At 44.2% G+C, this 14,557-nt stretch carries 15 protein-coding genes; 5 read left to right on the forward strand and 10 right to left on the reverse strand.

Translation table 11 applies throughout. The features are described from left to right. Positions 1–112 precede the first annotated feature (112 nt). From J1C77_RS11490 to J1C77_RS11520, 7 genes are all read right to left on the reverse strand, one after another. Complete coding sequence (locus J1C77_RS11490) at positions 113–556, reverse strand: prepilin-type N-terminal cleavage/methylation domain-containing protein (RefSeq protein ID WP_002922888.1); 444 nt, start codon at positions 554–556, stop codon at positions 113–115. Between the two features lie 38 nt (positions 557–594). Beyond that, on the reverse strand, positions 595–1,041 hold the full coding sequence (locus tag J1C77_RS11495) for a prepilin-type N-terminal cleavage/methylation domain-containing protein (RefSeq protein ID WP_427190303.1): 447 nt from the start codon (positions 1,039–1,041) through the stop codon (positions 595–597). Positions 1,042–1,188: 147 nt separating this feature from the next. After that, positions 1,189–1,662 (reverse strand): prepilin-type N-terminal cleavage/methylation domain-containing protein, encoded by a 474-nt coding sequence (locus tag J1C77_RS11500; protein WP_427190304.1) that lies wholly within the window; start codon positions 1,660–1,662, stop codon positions 1,189–1,191. Between the two features lie 171 nt (positions 1,663–1,833). Beyond that, positions 1,834–3,060 (reverse strand): type II secretion system F family protein, encoded by a 1,227-nt coding sequence (locus J1C77_RS11505; protein ID WP_002922885.1) that lies wholly within the window; start codon positions 3,058–3,060, stop codon positions 1,834–1,836. Between the two features lie 3 nt (positions 3,061–3,063). Further along, a complete protein-coding gene (locus tag J1C77_RS11510) occupies positions 3,064–4,128 on the reverse strand; it encodes a type IV pilus twitching motility protein PilT (protein ID WP_002899359.1) in 1,065 nt (354 codons plus the stop codon). Position 4,129: 1 nt separating this feature from the next. Further along, entirely contained in the window at positions 4,130–5,812 is a 1,683-nt protein-coding gene (locus J1C77_RS11515; RefSeq protein ID WP_002899360.1) for a GspE/PulE family protein, read from the reverse strand. A gap of 1,123 nt (positions 5,813–6,935) precedes the next feature. Next, the gene (locus J1C77_RS11520; RefSeq protein ID WP_002922883.1) at positions 6,936–7,823 is read right to left on the reverse strand and encodes a cation diffusion facilitator family transporter; all 888 of its coding nucleotides are present in this window, start codon (positions 7,821–7,823) and stop codon (positions 6,936–6,938) included. Between the two features lie 169 nt (positions 7,824–7,992). On the opposite strand from J1C77_RS11520, the gene J1C77_RS11525 reads away from it, so the two are divergent. Then, entirely contained in the window at positions 7,993–8,514 is a 522-nt protein-coding gene (locus J1C77_RS11525; RefSeq protein ID WP_002910979.1) for a TetR/AcrR family transcriptional regulator, read from the forward strand. A 38-nt stretch (positions 8,515–8,552) separates the two neighbouring features. Continuing rightward, a complete protein-coding gene (locus J1C77_RS11530) occupies positions 8,553–9,719 on the forward strand; it encodes a CynX/NimT family MFS transporter (RefSeq protein ID WP_002922882.1) in 1,167 nt (388 codons plus the stop codon). Between the two features lie 25 nt (positions 9,720–9,744). Here the strand turns inward: J1C77_RS11530 and J1C77_RS11535 are convergent, their stop codons facing one another. Both J1C77_RS11535 and J1C77_RS11540 read right to left on the reverse strand, forming a co-directional pair. Beyond that, positions 9,745–11,007 carry a S41 family peptidase gene (locus J1C77_RS11535; protein ID WP_002922881.1) on the reverse strand — a complete coding sequence of 421 codons (1,263 nt, stop codon included), beginning with the start codon at positions 11,005–11,007 and terminating at the stop codon, positions 9,745–9,747. A 3-nt stretch (positions 11,008–11,010) separates the two neighbouring features. Continuing rightward, on the reverse strand, positions 11,011–11,592 hold the full coding sequence (locus tag J1C77_RS11540) for a DNA-3-methyladenine glycosylase (RefSeq protein ID WP_042763098.1): 582 nt from the start codon (positions 11,590–11,592) through the stop codon (positions 11,011–11,013). A 280-nt stretch (positions 11,593–11,872) separates the two neighbouring features. Here J1C77_RS11540 and J1C77_RS11545 point away from each other — a divergent pair, with 280 nt between their 5' ends. The 3 genes from J1C77_RS11545 to J1C77_RS11555 all read left to right on the forward strand — a co-directional run bounded on the left by J1C77_RS11545 (position 11,873) and on the right by J1C77_RS11555 (position 14,037). Continuing rightward, entirely contained in the window at positions 11,873–12,268 is a 396-nt protein-coding gene (locus tag J1C77_RS11545) for a hypothetical protein (protein WP_002899368.1), read from the forward strand. Between the two features lie 162 nt (positions 12,269–12,430). After that, on the forward strand, positions 12,431–13,177 hold the full coding sequence (locus J1C77_RS11550) for a DeoR/GlpR family DNA-binding transcription regulator (protein WP_002922879.1): 747 nt from the start codon (positions 12,431–12,433) through the stop codon (positions 13,175–13,177). A 32-nt stretch (positions 13,178–13,209) separates the two neighbouring features. Continuing rightward, positions 13,210–14,037 carry a Cof-type HAD-IIB family hydrolase gene (locus J1C77_RS11555; protein WP_002922878.1) on the forward strand — a complete coding sequence of 276 codons (828 nt, stop codon included), beginning with the start codon at positions 13,210–13,212 and terminating at the stop codon, positions 14,035–14,037. Between the two features lie 30 nt (positions 14,038–14,067). Here the strand turns inward: J1C77_RS11555 and J1C77_RS11560 are convergent, their stop codons facing one another. Next, positions 14,068–14,553, reverse strand: a complete 486-nt coding sequence (locus tag J1C77_RS11560) for a hypothetical protein (RefSeq protein WP_002922876.1) — start codon at positions 14,551–14,553, stop codon at positions 14,068–14,070. Positions 14,554–14,557 lie beyond the last annotated feature (4 nt).

A 14,557-nucleotide genomic window follows, 5' to 3' on the forward strand; every position in this document is an offset into this window, starting at 1 on the left:
TCCTAATTTTCTCTTTTGATATTGCCAAAATAGTTGTCAGATGATGACAACTACTTTGGTAATATCCGACTGCCTTGGCAGTCGGAATAGAGATTTTCTTTCATTGCTATTATTAGCTAGCGCTATTCAATCTCCAGTCAAATTCCCAAGTAATAGACTTCCCGCCACTAGCAGGCGTATAAGTCGAAATCAGCTTATGACTCGTCTTGTTAACCTCATGAGCAATCTTGCCATTATCTGTTGCAAGGGTCTTAGACAGCTCTCCTGAACCCTGAGATTCTTTGGCTATATAAGGCTTGAGCGCATCAAGGTCTGGTACATCAGCCGTTTCTGGTTCGACTTGCGAACCAATATAGGACTGCACAGCCTGAACCAACTGACGATGTTCCGACTGGATACGTGCCTTGCGGGCAGTGTCCTGGAAAGAAACAAGAGAAGGAATAGCGACTGCTGCGAGAACTGCGATAATGATAATTACCACAATCAACTCAACCAAGGTAAAACCTTTACCTTTTTTCTTCAAGTCCTGACGGAACTTTTGCAGTTTCTTTAGCATTCGTTGATGTTCTCCCTATTTTTACATCTAACTGTTTATTATTTCGAATTACTGTTAGTCTTCCAGTCGTAGGTCCATTTCTTAGGTGTACCGCCACTCTTTGGAGTGTAGGTAGAAACCAGCGTGTTGCCACTGATTACATGAGCTGGACCATTATTTGCTCCATCCTTAGCAAGAGTATCAGCAAGCTCACCAGATTGTTGTGAGTTCTTAGCGATATAAGGCTTCAGATCGTTCATTGTTGGAGCTGTAGCATTCTCAGGATCTACTTGAGAACCAAGATAAGATTGAATAGCTGATACCAACTGACGGTGTTCTGTTTCGATACGGCTCTTACGCGCACTGTCTTGGAAGCCTGTGATAGCTGGGATTGCTACCGCTGCCAGAACAGCGATGATGATGATTACGACAATCAATTCAACCAAGGTAAAACCTTTACCTTTTTTCTTCAAGTCCTGACGGAACTTTTGCAATTTGTTTAACATTTGGATAATTCTCCTATTTCTTTTTTCTTATTATATTTAATTTCTTTGTAAGTATCCCAAAGGTAGGGTTTTACTAGACTTTGAGATGACACCCTTAATGGCCACTGTAGTTCTTAATTATCTAGGAATTTTTTAGACAAATTAAGGCTATGGATTTCCTGCTGCTGGTGTAGCTGCTTTTGCACTACTATTTTCTTTCCAGTTATAGGTCCATTTCTTAGGTGTACCGCCACTCTTTGGAGTGTAGGTAGAAACCAGCGTGTTGCCACTGATTACATGAGCTGGACCATTATTTGCTCCATCCTTAGCAAGAGTATCAGCAAGCTCACCAGATTGTTGTGAGTTCTTAGCGATATAAGGCTTCAGATCGTTCATTGTTGGAGCTGTAGCATTCTCAGGATCTACTTGAGAACCAAGATAAGATTGAATAGCTGATACCAACTGACGGTGTTCTGTTTCGATACGGCTCTTACGCGCACTGTCTTGGAAGCCTGTGATAGCTGGGATTGCTACCGCTGCCAGAACAGCGATGATGATGATTACGACAATCAATTCAACCAAGGTAAAACCTTTACCTTTTTTCTTCAAGTCCTGACGGAACTTTTGCAATTTGTTTAACATTTGAATAGTTCTCCTATTTCTTTTTCATATATTTTATTATATTCGCCCACAGAGGCATTTGTTTTGTTCCTAGCTGGGAGACCCCACAAACTCCCAGTATCAGAACGGTTTTCCTAACTTTTTGTGCAGAGCAAGTACTCTGCGAATCCTAACTTTTTATTTAATAATCTTTTATTGATTTGCTTCAGCGCCCTGTTGAACGGCATTCGCAATTTCAAACATTGGCAACATAACCGAAGCAACGATTCCTCCGATGATGACACCCATGATAATGATCATGGCCGGCTCCAAGAGCGAGAGCAGTTGCTTGATAGCTGCTTCAAGCTCTTCTTCGTAAAAATCCGAGGTCTTATTCAGCATGGACTCCAGAGACCCAGACTCCTCACCGATTTTAACCATCGAGAGCATCATAGGCGGGAAGAGGCCTGTCGAGGTCAGCATACCCGTTAGACGTTCCCCTTTTTGCAGACCTTCATTGGCGATTCTCAGCTTGTCAATAACAACAGCGTTATTGGTCGTTGCAGCAGCTGAATCAATAGCCTCTACCAGAGGGATACCCGCACTGGTAAGAGTAGCCAAGGTGCTGGCAAAACGAGCAGTGACAATCTTCTGCATCGGTCCTTTGACAACTGGCATCTTGAGCTTGAGCTGGTCCAGTTGGTAGCGTCCTGCCTCAGTACTGCGATAACGCAGGAATAGAAAGACTAGAAGCCCAACCCCTCCAAAGAGGATATACCAGTAAGATTGGACGAAGTTACTAGCTGCCAAGACGATACGTGTCGGCAAAGGCAAGGCAACACCACTCTGCTCAAAGATTCCCGAGAAGTTGGGGATAACGACATAGAGCAAGACCAAGGTAGCAGCTACTGCCAGAAAGGCAAGAACTGCGGGATAGATCATCGCTCCGCGAATCTGGCGACTGGTCTTGAGCTCCTTATTATAGTGCTCAGACATTCTTTCCAGTACCTCGTCTAGCTTACCAGTCTTTTCACCGGCCTGTACCATACGGATTAAGAGGTCGGGAAAGAGACCGTTTTGCTCAATTAGAGCCTTGGACAGCTGATTCCCTTCCTTAAGGCCTTTACTGATAACCTTCAGGCTTGCCTTCAAGTTTTTTGCATCTGTCTGCTGCTCTAAGATATCTACTGCATTGTTAAGCGGGATACCGGAGTTTAGCATAACCGACATCTGCTTACAGAAGAGCGATATGTCCTTGAGCTTGATCTTCTTACTTTGGAAAAGGGTGATTTCCTTAGAGCCCATGACCTTTTCTTCGACACTGATTGGCTTCCCTTTGAGACGGATCCGATTGACAGCGTCCGTCCGGTTAGGCGCATCCACCTCTAGTGTAACGACTCCTTGCCTAGTATCTAAGTATTTACAAACATATACTGTCATGCTCTAGTACCCCACTATTCCTAGGGATTTTTCAACTTGAGCGCGGTCCACTGAGTAGGACAACAGTGTTCTCTGATCGATGACATTGCGACGGTAGAGTCCCATGAGCGAAGTGTCCATGGTAATCATGCCTAGCTGAGCCCCCGTTTGGATTGGCGTCAGCAGCTGGTGGGTCTTCCCTTCGCGAATGAGGTTGCGAATAGCGGGTGTTCCCAGCATGATTTCAAAGGCAGCTACACGACCTTTGCCGGTCGCTGTACGCATAAGCTGCTGCGATACAACCCCTTCCATAACGGCGGAAAGCTGCACACGAATCTGCTCCTGCTGCTCGGCTGGAAATACGTCGATAATCCGGTCCATGGTGTTTACGGCACCGACCGTGTGGAGGGTTGACAGGACTAAGTGACCTGTTTCCGCCGCACGCAGGGCGATTTCAATCGTTTCCTTATCCCGCATCTCACCGACTAGGATGACATCCGGGTCCTGACGAAGGGCACCGCGGAGGGCATTCCCGAAGCTCTGCGTATCCGCTCCCAGCTCACGCTGGTTGACCAAGCACTTATTATGCGTATGCATGTACTCGATCGGATCTTCAATTGTGATGATGTGCTCGTCCCGCAAGCTATTCATGTAGTTAATCATGGTTGCCAGGGTCGTTGACTTTCCGCTTCCTGTTGGCCCGGTAACCAATATCAGCCCCCGGCGTTTCTCAGCCAGCTTTTTGATAACTGGTGGCAATCCCAGAGATTCCATAGATGGAATATCCTTGGGAATGACCCGCAAGGCAATCCCGCAGTTGTTTTTCTGCTTAAAGATATTGACCCGCAAGCGATAGCCATTGTCGACCTCGTAGGCACAGTCCACTTCACCGACTTCTAAAAGATGAGCAATCTGCTTCTCATTTAAAATATGCTTAGTGAAGCGAACCGTGTCTTCGTTGGTCAAAATTGTATTGTTGAGTTGTGTTAACCTCCCGTGCAGACGCATGGTTGGCTCAGCGCCAACCGTGAAGTGGATATCTGATGCACCCGCTTCAATCGCCTGCTTAATTAACTCATCCAAATTCATCCTAAACTTCCCCTTCTAGACTAAAGGCAATCTTCATTGCTTCTTCAATCGTTGTAGTCCCCTGTTTTGCGATATCAATGGCCTCCTCCGCCAAGTCTCGCATACCATTTTTCTTAGCTTCTGCTCGAAGCTGTGACGTTGTTCCACCATCATTAATTAGTGACTTAATCTCCCGTGTCACCGCCATGATTTCGTGGATGGCAATACGTCCATAGTATCCCGTACCGCTGCAGTAGTTGCAGCCGCGTCCGCGATACAAGGTGTCTCCCTTGTGAATACCGATACCTGCATGTTCATTTGTTTCTACAGTATACTCAGTCTTACACTTGGGACAGATACGCTTAATCAAGCGCTGTGCGATAATACCGACAGTCGCCGTTGATACCAGATAAGGCTTGATGCCCATATCGACCAAACGGTTGACTGTACTAGCTGTGTCATTGGTGTGGATAGTCGAGAGAACGACGTGACCAGTGATAGCGGCACGAACCGCGATACTAGCTGTCTCTTCATCCCGAATTTCCCCCAAGAGAACGATGTCCGGGTCCTGACGCAGGATACTTCTCAAACCACTCGCGAAGGTCAGTCCAGCTTTATTATTTACCTGAACTTGGTTGACCCCTTCCAATCGGTACTCAACCGGATCTTCAACAGTGATGATATTTTTTCCTACATCATTGAGCTCACGGAGCGCTGTGTAGAGAGTGGTTGTCTTTCCGCTTCCTGTAGGACCAGTCAGCAAGATAATGCCTTCTGGCGCCTTAAGAATATCTTCAAAGAGCTTCTGATTGGTTGGCGAGAATCCCAGCTCCTCTTTACTGAGGAGAGTTGCATTCCGGCTCAAAATCCGAATAACGATTTTTTCACCGAATACAGTAGGCAAGACTGAAACCCGCATGTCGACTTCCTTACCGTCGATGGTTGTCTCAATCCGTCCATCCTGAGGAATCCGCCGCTCGGCGATGTCCAGACCACTCATGATCTTAATCCGTGTCGCAATGGCTGAGTGAGCATTGGCTTTCAACTGCATGTTTTCCACCAAGGTCCCGTCAACCCGGAAACGAACACGAACAACTTTTTCAAAGGGCTCAATATGGATATCGCTGGTCCGCGTCTTGATTGCCTGACTGATAATTGAGTCAATCAAACGCACAACCGGAGCGTTTTTGATTTCGAGATCTTCTTCGACGATCTCTTCATCCACATTAAAACCTTCGATTTCGGTCGCTGCCTGTTGGGCTTCTTCTCCTTTGGAATAGTATTGATCAATATATTTCTCAATATCATCCCGAAAAGTTACATAAGGTTCTACCGCCATCTTAGAGACGATTTTAACGTCATCTAGGGCGATATAGTTGCTTGGGTCTGCCATCGCAACTACTAACTTGGGTTCTTCTCCCTCTTCCCCATCTGTGAAAGAGATCGGAATCAATCCATGACGTTTAGCAACTTTTTCTGAAACCTTCTCGACAGCTTCCTTTTCTATCACAAACTGTGATAGATTGACATGAGGTACACGATAATAGTAACTCATGACTTTCAGCATATCTTCTTCTGTCACATAGCCCTTGCTGATTAGATATCTCTCTAACTGCATGTTTGATTGTGGCATATCTTGAAGAATTTCTTCTTTTTGAGCTGCCGTTATCAGATTGAATTGAACCAATATAGCGATTAGTGCCATTTGTTTCTCCTGTCTGTGATTTTTTTGTAAAAATCCTTCAATTCTTTCTATGCGTTAATAGATAACAGCTTTCTTAAAAAAATCTCCCTCGCTTAAAGTTTCCTTTAAGGTTTCTTTAAGCTTTTTAAGTTAGGCTAGTACATGGAAAATTTACCAATAGAACCAAACTTAATGTTTTAAGTTAGATGCTTTGAGCAGTATCTTCATTTGATAAACCTAGTAAACAGTCCTTAAACCAATCCTAGGATTGATAAGGGACGTTTTAGATTTGTCAAAAGGGGCGCAAAAAAGCAGATGCCAAAAACATTTGTTCTTGCGTTCTTAAATACTATACAAAGCAAGTTCTCTTGCAAAATTTCTCATGCTTTTAGATGCAGGTTAAACCGTGTGTGTGTGAAGTTGGTTTAACCCGAATCATCAAGCAGCCAGTGCCATAAGATAAGAATTCTTGTCTTATGGCTTTTCTTTTTACCGATATGCATATTTTGGTAGGAAATGCTAGGAACAAAAGCTTTATTTGCTTTAAAAAACATTTACCTATCACAGTATATGACATAATTGACATCTTGTCAATAGGTTTGCCTCGAAAAAAATGATTGCATTTAAAAAAATGTTTAATTTTGATAAAACCTTGTTATATCAACGTTTCTAACGTTTTTTAAATGACTTCTTTTCTTTCAAAGTTTAAAAAACAGCAAAATTTTTGAGGGAATTTCTTCCCTTTACTGCTTCTTTTTCAACCTTCAGATGGACAGTGTGACAGCATCTGTCTTCTTCTGATCGGTATTCGATATGCTTAGGAAAGGCGCTTCAGGACAAGGCTTAGCAAGCTTTGCCTGTTTCTTCCTACCCAATAGTATATGCTAAAGAAAATGCATTGTCAATACATTTGCATTTTGTTATATGTAAAACCTATCTAAAAATGCACAATGTACTCAGCTTGTCTATTTTTTATAGAAAAACCACAAAATCAAAAAGCTAGAATTTTCAGACAGAGAAATAAAGAAATTAAATAAGAAGAAAATCATAAAAATAGAACCAGTTGAGTGATGGAAATTAGACTGTATAACGAAAAACAGCCCGAAATATCGGACTGCAGAGATATAATTTACACTAGTACTATTTAAGTATGAGGTTTTAAATCGCCCTCCCCACCTAAACACCACTCTTCATGCTCTTCCAAGCTGCTATCTGTCTGGATAGTGATTTTGGTGATGCCATAGGCTTGCAGTTCTTGACGCAGAGTAGTCTGGGTCTCGGCCAGCAGGTCTGGATTTTCAAGACAGATATGAATCATAGCAAATTTTTCCAAACCGTCTGTGGTCCAGACATTAAGCTGAGTAATAGCCTGAACGTTTTCAACCGCCAGAATTTCCTGATAAAGCTGGCTCAAATCAATATCGCTTGGGATGTGATCCAGAAAAATCTTGATGTTTTCCCAGAACTTAGGCAGGGCCTTACTGAGAATGAAGCCCGCAATGAGCAGGGAGAGCAGCGGGTCCAGAAAATACCAGTCGGTAAAGCGCAAAACGATAGAGACCAAAATAACAGCCACCCACCCCAAAATGTCCTCTAAAAAATGGAGACTGAGAATAGACTCATTATGACTGTGGCCATGCCCGTGACCGACTACCTTGCTGGCTGCTAGATTGACTATAATGGCAAAGATGCCCAGCACCAGCATGCCGTCATAATTGACCTTTTCAGGCGCAAAGACCTTGGGTACATTCTCGATAATCACCAAGGTTGAGCCGACCAGCAAGATGACCGAGGTCAGCAGGGCTCCCAAAAGGCTGTAGCGCTTGTAGCCCAGAGTGTATTTCTTGTCTTCTTTTTTATTAGAAATTTTTTCAAAAAGGGTGGAAAGTCCGATAGCCATCGCATCTCCTGTGTCGTGCACAGCGTCGGCTAGTACAGCGCTGGAATTGAACATAAAGCCAAAGATAAACTCAAGAATGGCAAAGGAAAAGTTTAACAGAAAGGCAATGGTCATATTTTTACTAGATTTCACGGCTGCCTCCTTTCAGTTTAGCAAATTTTATAGTATAATGTAATCAAAATGGAACACCTTGTTCAGTTTTCTTCATCTTTATTATCCCTTATTCTCAGAAAGGAAACAAGAAGCAATTGAGTGGCTTTGTCTGTTACTGAACAATCCTGCTCTTTTGTTCCGAAACGCTATGGACAGACGAGTCAAGAAATCACGCGCAGCTATTTACCAAGCTTTTATCAGCCTGCTGCATCAAAAAAGCTATGAAAGCATCACCGTGCAAGAAATCATCGACCTGGCAGACGTTGGCCGGTCGACTTTTTATGCCCATTTCGATACCAAGGAAGCCTTGCTAGAGGAGGTTTGCCAAGACCTCTTTCAGCATACCTTTCTTGAGCGCGACGACGGCAAGGATCTCTTTGAAGCAACCGCCCATATTTTCAAGCATTTCCAAAAGAATCAGGATAAGATTGCGACCTTGCTGCTTTCGAAAAATATCTATTTTACTAATCGCTTAAAGATTGAGCTGGAAAACTATCTCTTTCCGATGATTCAGGAACAGCTCCTGCAGAAAAAATCTCAGCTGCCAGAGCCCTTTCTGAGAAATTATGTGACTTCTACCTTTGTGGAGACGGTCAGTTGGTGGCTCCAGCAGAAGAAAACATTGCCAGAAACAGTTATCAGCCAGTATTTTCTGGATTTGATGGACTGATTTTATTTTGATATTTATATAGGAGGAAACTTAACTTTATGAAAAAGCAACATTCGAAATTTTTACTTCCAGGTATTCTAATGGTAGGGGTTGTCCTACGGGCGCCTTTTGCAGTGCTGCCTGTTGTGCTGAGTGATATTGCTAAGGGGCTGCAAGTTCCCGTCAACTCTCTGGGACTGCTGACTAGCCTGCCCTTGATCATGTTTGCACTCTGCTCAGCCTTTTCCCCACGCCTGGCTCAAAAGGTCGGCCTGGAAAAGCTCTTTACAATAGCCATGATTGTGCTGACTCTGGGCTCTTTTATTCGTATCTTTAACCTGCCTCTACTCTATGCAGGTACAATCATGCTAGGGGCTGCCATCGCCGTCTTAAATGTGCTCCTGCCTAATGTCATTCAGGCTAATCAGCCAGAGAAAATTGGATTTCTAACCACGCTCTATATCACTTCTATGGGACTGGCCATCTCAGTCATGTCTCCCTTGGCTGCGCCTATTGTCCGCTTAGCTGGCTGGAAAGGACTGATTCTCGTCCTGACCCTCATCTGCTTACTGGCTTGCTTGATTTGGCTTCCCAACAGCCGGCATAATCACCAACTGACTAGCAAAAGCCGCGAGCATCAAATGGGCTCTCTGCTAAAAAATCCTAGAGTATGGGCTCTGATTATTTTTGGTGGCCTGCAGTCCTTACTCTTTTATACGGCTATCACTTGGCTGCCGACTCTTGGTCAGTTGGCAGGACTTTCCGATGATGCTACTGGTTTCTTGGCCTCTATCTTTTCCTTTATCAGCCTTCCTTTGGCCATGACGATACCTAGTCTGACAACGCGTCTATCCGCTAAAAAACGCTTGGGGATGATTGCTCTCTTTTCTGTAACTGGTATGGTTGGTCTGGGTATGCTGCTGGTCAAGACAGATTCCTTTATCTATTGGCTGATCCTCAATCTGCTAATCGGTATGTCCGTCAGCGCCCTCTTCCCCTACCTCATGGTCACTTTCTCGCTCAAAACCAGTACTCCTGAACAAACCGCTCAGCTATCTGGCTTAGCCCAGACTGGTGGTTATATTCTGGCCGCTTTTGGACCTAGCCTCTTTGGATACAGCTTTGATTTATTCCATTCCTGGACTCCAGCCATCCTCATTCTCATTGGCTTGGCTGCCATCGTGACACTAACTCTCTTTTACATTGAGAAGTTTGACAAGATATAATAAAGACGAAAAACGCTTAGAAATCCTAAGCGTTTTTGCAATAGTTGAGACACTCTTCCAGGTCCACATCTCGCTCTAAGTGTTCTGGTGTCCAAGGAATCAGGATATCAGGTTCAACTCCCTTATCATTCATGCCCTTTCCTTGATCAATCCTAATGTCACGTGAGGTGGGAAACAGGAGCTCATAGTCACCAAAATCCTTCACGCAGCAATTGGAATAATCTAAAATTCCCATAGTCGGACGCCCTAGGACCGTAACCTTGGGCATCTTTTTCATAGTATCAACAAAATTATCACCTGAAGACCCACAGGTAACATCTGCTAGTACAAAGACTTTTTCAGGTCGAGCTAGGCCTAGGACGTCTGGCAGAAAGTTTTGATTGCTATCCTCATCGCCATAAAGGACATAACCTTTTCCCCGATTCTCTTCTAGCTCTTTTAGAAATTCTTTGATGATTTGGTGAGTTTCTGCTGATAAGTTTGGATCTTCTAGGAACTTTTGCATCAGTTGCTGACGCAAATCAACATTTCTATCAGTATAGAGAATCTCCATCCCATCATCGCTTGGCAAATCTAAGTCACTGAAGGCCTTTCCCTGAGGGAGAGTATATTTGAAAAGTGGATAATAAAGCGAGTCCGTCCCGCCATAATTGACTCGAACATCAATGATTAAATACTTGGCCTGCTCAATAGCTGCTTGACTGTCAGCATATAGCTGAGTGATTGCTGCCTCATCCGTAAAATCTTCTAACTTAAGATAGACGATGTCCTCAGAAAGATTGCGCCATTCAAACTGCGGTGGCTTCTTTGTGTGAGCGGTCGGCTGAACATGCAGTTGCTCTTCCTTGCCATTGCGTGCCACTGTAACTTCTCCGGCATGCTCCACAAAGTAAGCCCACTCTTTGTGCTGTCGCTCTGGTGTGGAACTGACAAAATAATCCTTGTGTTCTTGATACACCTGAGGCAAGGCTTTCCCATCCAAGGCCAGAACCTGGTCTCCACGCTTCAGCCCCGTGTCACTATTTGCCTGCAGAACGTAGAGGCAATCTTGGTAGTATCTCAGTTTAAAACCAGGCGGTTGCGTTTCCTTAAGTCCAAACCAAACATGGGACAAAATCCCAAAACTGGCTATATAACAATGCATCTGGTAGAGAAAGTCCTCTTGGCTCATCTGGTCTGTGATACGCGCTCGATATTCTTCGGGATTTGCACCCATGATGTCTTTCTTTGTTGAGGAATCCTCTCGCATAATTTCTACAACTTGCTCAAAAATCTCTGTTTTCTTCATCTTTTACTCCTTCTTCCAGGTGTCCTCATCATCCAGCAGGCCTCGCTTGGGCACTTTTGAGACATGACGATTGCCGGCCACATAAAAACCTAAAGGCTCCTCTCGCCAGGTATCTGTGCAGGTCACGCCAATCCGCGGACGGCTAGCAATCTGATTGGGAGTCAGGCCATGGGCTAATTGCAGACTGGAGGTCGCTAAACTCTGTCCATCAAATCGCTTATCAATCCCAGCATACTTGGTTAACTTGCCAGGGCCGTTAGCTAAAAGTCGGCCATCCGGCAGCTCCAAGGCTCGAATCAGTACGGCTTCGGCCACATTTTCAGGCTTGGTCACCAGATTCAGCATCTGATGGCCATGAATCTGATAGATATACCAGTGACCAGCTGATAGATACATGGATTCATTCCTAGGGGAGCGGCGCCCTCTAGCTGAATGACAGGCACTATCCTGACCTCCTAGATAGGCTTCTGTTTCGACAATTCGGCCTAGCTTCTGGCCATTTAGAATCAACTGCATACCTAACAAAGCTCGCGCTGCTGCAACTGTGTCAGTCTCGATTAGTTTCTGAAAATCTCTTGATAACATAGGTTGATTATAGCATGATTTCTCCATTTACAGAGGAAAAGAAATGTTGCAAAAATGTTATTTTTCTCCTTCTCACGGACAAGAATTGTGTTACAAAACAATTACACACTAAATAAGCGGAAAATCGTGGAAAAGCTTATAAAATCTATTTATTGTCTAATTAACTTGCATATATTTTGTAACATTTTTATTAACAGAGTATGTTATTTATGTATCAATCCAGTTTTTCATTGCTTCAAATGAAATATTTGTTTAATATTATACTAGAAGGAGGGGTAAGATGAAAAAATTATCTAAAATTTCTTTATTTTTATTACCACTAATTGCACTTTTCTTTTTAGCAGCTTGCGGAAATTCTGCAGATAAGAAGACTGAAGAAAGCTCAAGTTCCAGCTCAAGCGTATCTTCTTCATCTAAAGCTAAGACAAGCTCTAGCAGCACATCTGAAGAAAGCGGTAGTGCCAAAGTCAACGTAAACGGCGGTGATACTAGCGTTAATGTAAATGGCGATGACGAAAGCGGCGATGCTTCTGTTGAAACCAACGGAGACGGTGCTGCTAATGTACAAACTGATAACGCTGGTGTTAGCGTAAATGAAGATGGCGTTCATGTTCAAGGCGGCGGTGTTGATGTTAAGGTCGGCAGCGATGGATCTGTCAATATTCAAACACCTTAATTGAAAAACATATTTCGATTATTATAATTCATGAAAACCGAGATTTGCTCGGTTTTTTGATTTTCTCCTGCGCATTTCAAAAAACTTGTAAAACATTAAAAAGACTTGTAAAAACTTATTTGCTATGTTATACTCTATTTAGAAAAGCAAGGAGGGCCAAGTATGTACCAAGAACAACGCTTAGCTGAAATTTTAGAGCTCTTGGCTGAGAAAAAACAGCTGTCAGCCAAGGATATGATTGAGCATTTTCAGGTCTCTAAAGATACTATTCGGCGAGATTTTTCGATTTTGAGCGAGCGTAGGCTTGTGCAGCGCACCCACGGAGGTATTATCCCGCTGGACACTAGCCGGCAAATCCCGTCCTTTAACGACCGTATCAACCAACTAAGTCAAGAAAAAAAGGCTATTGCTCAGAAGGCTCATGACTTTCTCAAGCCGGGGCAGATTGCTTTCTTTGATGTCTCAACCATCGTTCTCCATCTGGCCCAGCGCATCAAGGAGCCTATGACAATCTACTCCCATTCTCTGGATAATGCAATCATGCTGAGCAGTCAGGACAAAGTGGACTTTCACCTCTTAGGTGGAAAATTTTATCCAAAAAACCGATTCTACTACGCGCTCAATGAAGCAGAGCTACTGGAGCAAATTTCTTTTGACATTGCCTTTATCGGAGCAGCTAGTGTCTCTGATGGTCTAGTCAGCTTTGAAGACGAGGCTGATGCTCACCTGAAAAAACTGGCTTTGAAACACGCCAAGACTAAAATCCTACTGGCCGAACAAGACAAGTGGCAGAAAGAATCTAAGTACATCCTGGGTCCTGTCAGCGACTTTGACTACTGGATTACGGACCAAGAGCCCAGCCCTAAAGTCCAAGAACTGATCGGAGACAAGGTTAAAATAATTTATTAAATCAATCCATTAGACACAAAGGAGGAAGAGCTATGACAAACCAACCGATTCGCCTGATTATCAGCGACATTGACGGCACCATTTTGGACGACCAGCACCAAGTAGATCCTAAACTCAAGGACATGATTCCTCTGCTAAGCCGAGAAAAAATCCCTTTCGTTCTCGCTTCTGCTCGCTCTCCTCTAGGCATGGAGCCGATTGCACGTGAGCTGGGGCTGGGAGATAATCCGTTAGCCTGCTACAATGGCGCTCTGGTCATCAAGGGTGATCCGCAAGCTTACGAGACCATTATCGAGCACCCTTTGGACAAGAAAGAAATCCGCACTTTTCTAGAGCTGGTCAAGACTGAATTTCCTAGCGTGTCCATCAATCTCTATTCCGGTAAGGATTGGATTGCTGACCGTCTGGATAAGTGGGTGCAGATAGAGGCTGAGATTACAGGTGAACAGCCGATGATTCAGAATGTTCTTCTGCCAGTGCTGGATGTGCTAATCCCTGCTCACAAGTTACTCCTCATTGATGAAGTACCTGTCATCCAGAAACTTTACGGCTACCTACAGACCTTAGAATTTCCCAAGACATCCTTCTACCTTTCTAAGGACAACTACATGGAAGTCACTGCCAAGCATGTCTCCAAGGAGCAAGCCTTGTACGAAATTGCCCAGCACTATCAAGTGCCTCTAGAGCAGGTCATGACAATCGGAGACAACTTCAATGACCTTCCTATGCTCCGCCTGGCTGGACTTGGAGTCGCTATGGGCAATGCCCCCGAAGCAGTCAAAACCGAGGCAAAAGCCGTCACCAAAAGCAACAATGAGCACGGAGTTGCAGAAGCTGTAGAAAAGTATGTTTTGATATAACGCAAAAAATCTGCTCAAAGGCAGATTTTTTTATTGATGATAGTCATAAGCCTGGCGAGGACTGCCATCAGCCACATAAATAATGCCACACTCCCTAAAGCCATAGTTCAGCACAGCAGCCTGCATAGCTTGATTGTCCGCATGGGTATCGATTCGCAAGTAGGGGATCTGCTGGCAGCAAAAATCAAAGACCTGACGGGACAGGCACCTAACTTGGCCATTTGAAGCGATGCGATGAATGGTGCCGTAAGGCTCTGCAAAATGCCAGGTTCCCTTTTCGATGACCTGATAGGTCGGGTCTTCTCCAATGATAAAGGCAAAGGTACCGACCAGTCGCCCTTTTTCCTCTATAACAAAAGAGTAGCCAGCCGCAATGTCTTCCTCAATCAAGCCCGCGCTGGGATAGCCTCCATCCCACTGAGTCGGATTGCCTTGGTCTTTCATGAACTGACGAGCCACATCATAAATCGCCATAATGGCTGGGATATCTTCTGTTTGGGACAAACGAATCTTCATCTTT

Source organism: Streptococcus sanguinis, from assembly GCF_050223295.1.
Taxonomy (GTDB): domain Bacteria; phylum Bacillota; class Bacilli; order Lactobacillales; family Streptococcaceae; genus Streptococcus; species Streptococcus sanguinis_X.

What these genes read in the sequence shown, in the direction of transcription:
- J1C77_RS11515 (WP_002899360.1), bottom strand. Translation starts at nt 5,812, where the DNA reads ATGGCACTAATCGCTATATTGGTTCAATTCAATCTGATAACGGCAGCT.
- J1C77_RS11525 (WP_002910979.1), top strand. Translation starts at nt 7,993, where the DNA reads ATGGACAGACGAGTCAAGAAATCACGCGCAGCTATTTACCAAGCTTTT.
- J1C77_RS11545 (WP_002899368.1), top strand. Translation starts at nt 11,873, where the DNA reads ATGAAAAAATTATCTAAAATTTCTTTATTTTTATTACCACTAATTGCA.
- J1C77_RS11555 (WP_002922878.1), top strand. Translation starts at nt 13,210, where the DNA reads ATGACAAACCAACCGATTCGCCTGATTATCAGCGACATTGACGGCACC.
- J1C77_RS11560 (WP_002922876.1), bottom strand. Translation starts at nt 14,553, where the DNA reads ATGAAGATTCGTTTGTCCCAAACAGAAGATATCCCAGCCATTATGGCG.
- J1C77_RS11540 (WP_042763098.1), bottom strand. Translation starts at nt 11,592, where the DNA reads ATGTTATCAAGAGATTTTCAGAAACTAATCGAGACTGACACAGTTGCA.
- J1C77_RS11505 (WP_002922885.1), bottom strand. Translation starts at nt 3,060, where the DNA reads ATGACAGTATATGTTTGTAAATACTTAGATACTAGGCAAGGAGTCGTT.
- J1C77_RS11530 (WP_002922882.1), top strand. Translation starts at nt 8,553, where the DNA reads ATGAAAAAGCAACATTCGAAATTTTTACTTCCAGGTATTCTAATGGTA.
- J1C77_RS11490 (WP_002922888.1), bottom strand. Translation starts at nt 556, where the DNA reads ATGCTAAAGAAACTGCAAAAGTTCCGTCAGGACTTGAAGAAAAAAGGT.
- J1C77_RS11550 (WP_002922879.1), top strand. Translation starts at nt 12,431, where the DNA reads ATGTACCAAGAACAACGCTTAGCTGAAATTTTAGAGCTCTTGGCTGAG.
- J1C77_RS11500 (WP_427190304.1), bottom strand. Translation starts at nt 1,662, where the DNA reads ATGTTAAACAAATTGCAAAAGTTCCGTCAGGACTTGAAGAAAAAAGGT.
- J1C77_RS11535 (WP_002922881.1), bottom strand. Translation starts at nt 11,007, where the DNA reads ATGAAGAAAACAGAGATTTTTGAGCAAGTTGTAGAAATTATGCGAGAG.
- J1C77_RS11495 (WP_427190303.1), bottom strand. Translation starts at nt 1,041, where the DNA reads ATGTTAAACAAATTGCAAAAGTTCCGTCAGGACTTGAAGAAAAAAGGT.
- J1C77_RS11510 (WP_002899359.1), bottom strand. Translation starts at nt 4,128, where the DNA reads ATGAATTTGGATGAGTTAATTAAGCAGGCGATTGAAGCGGGTGCATCA.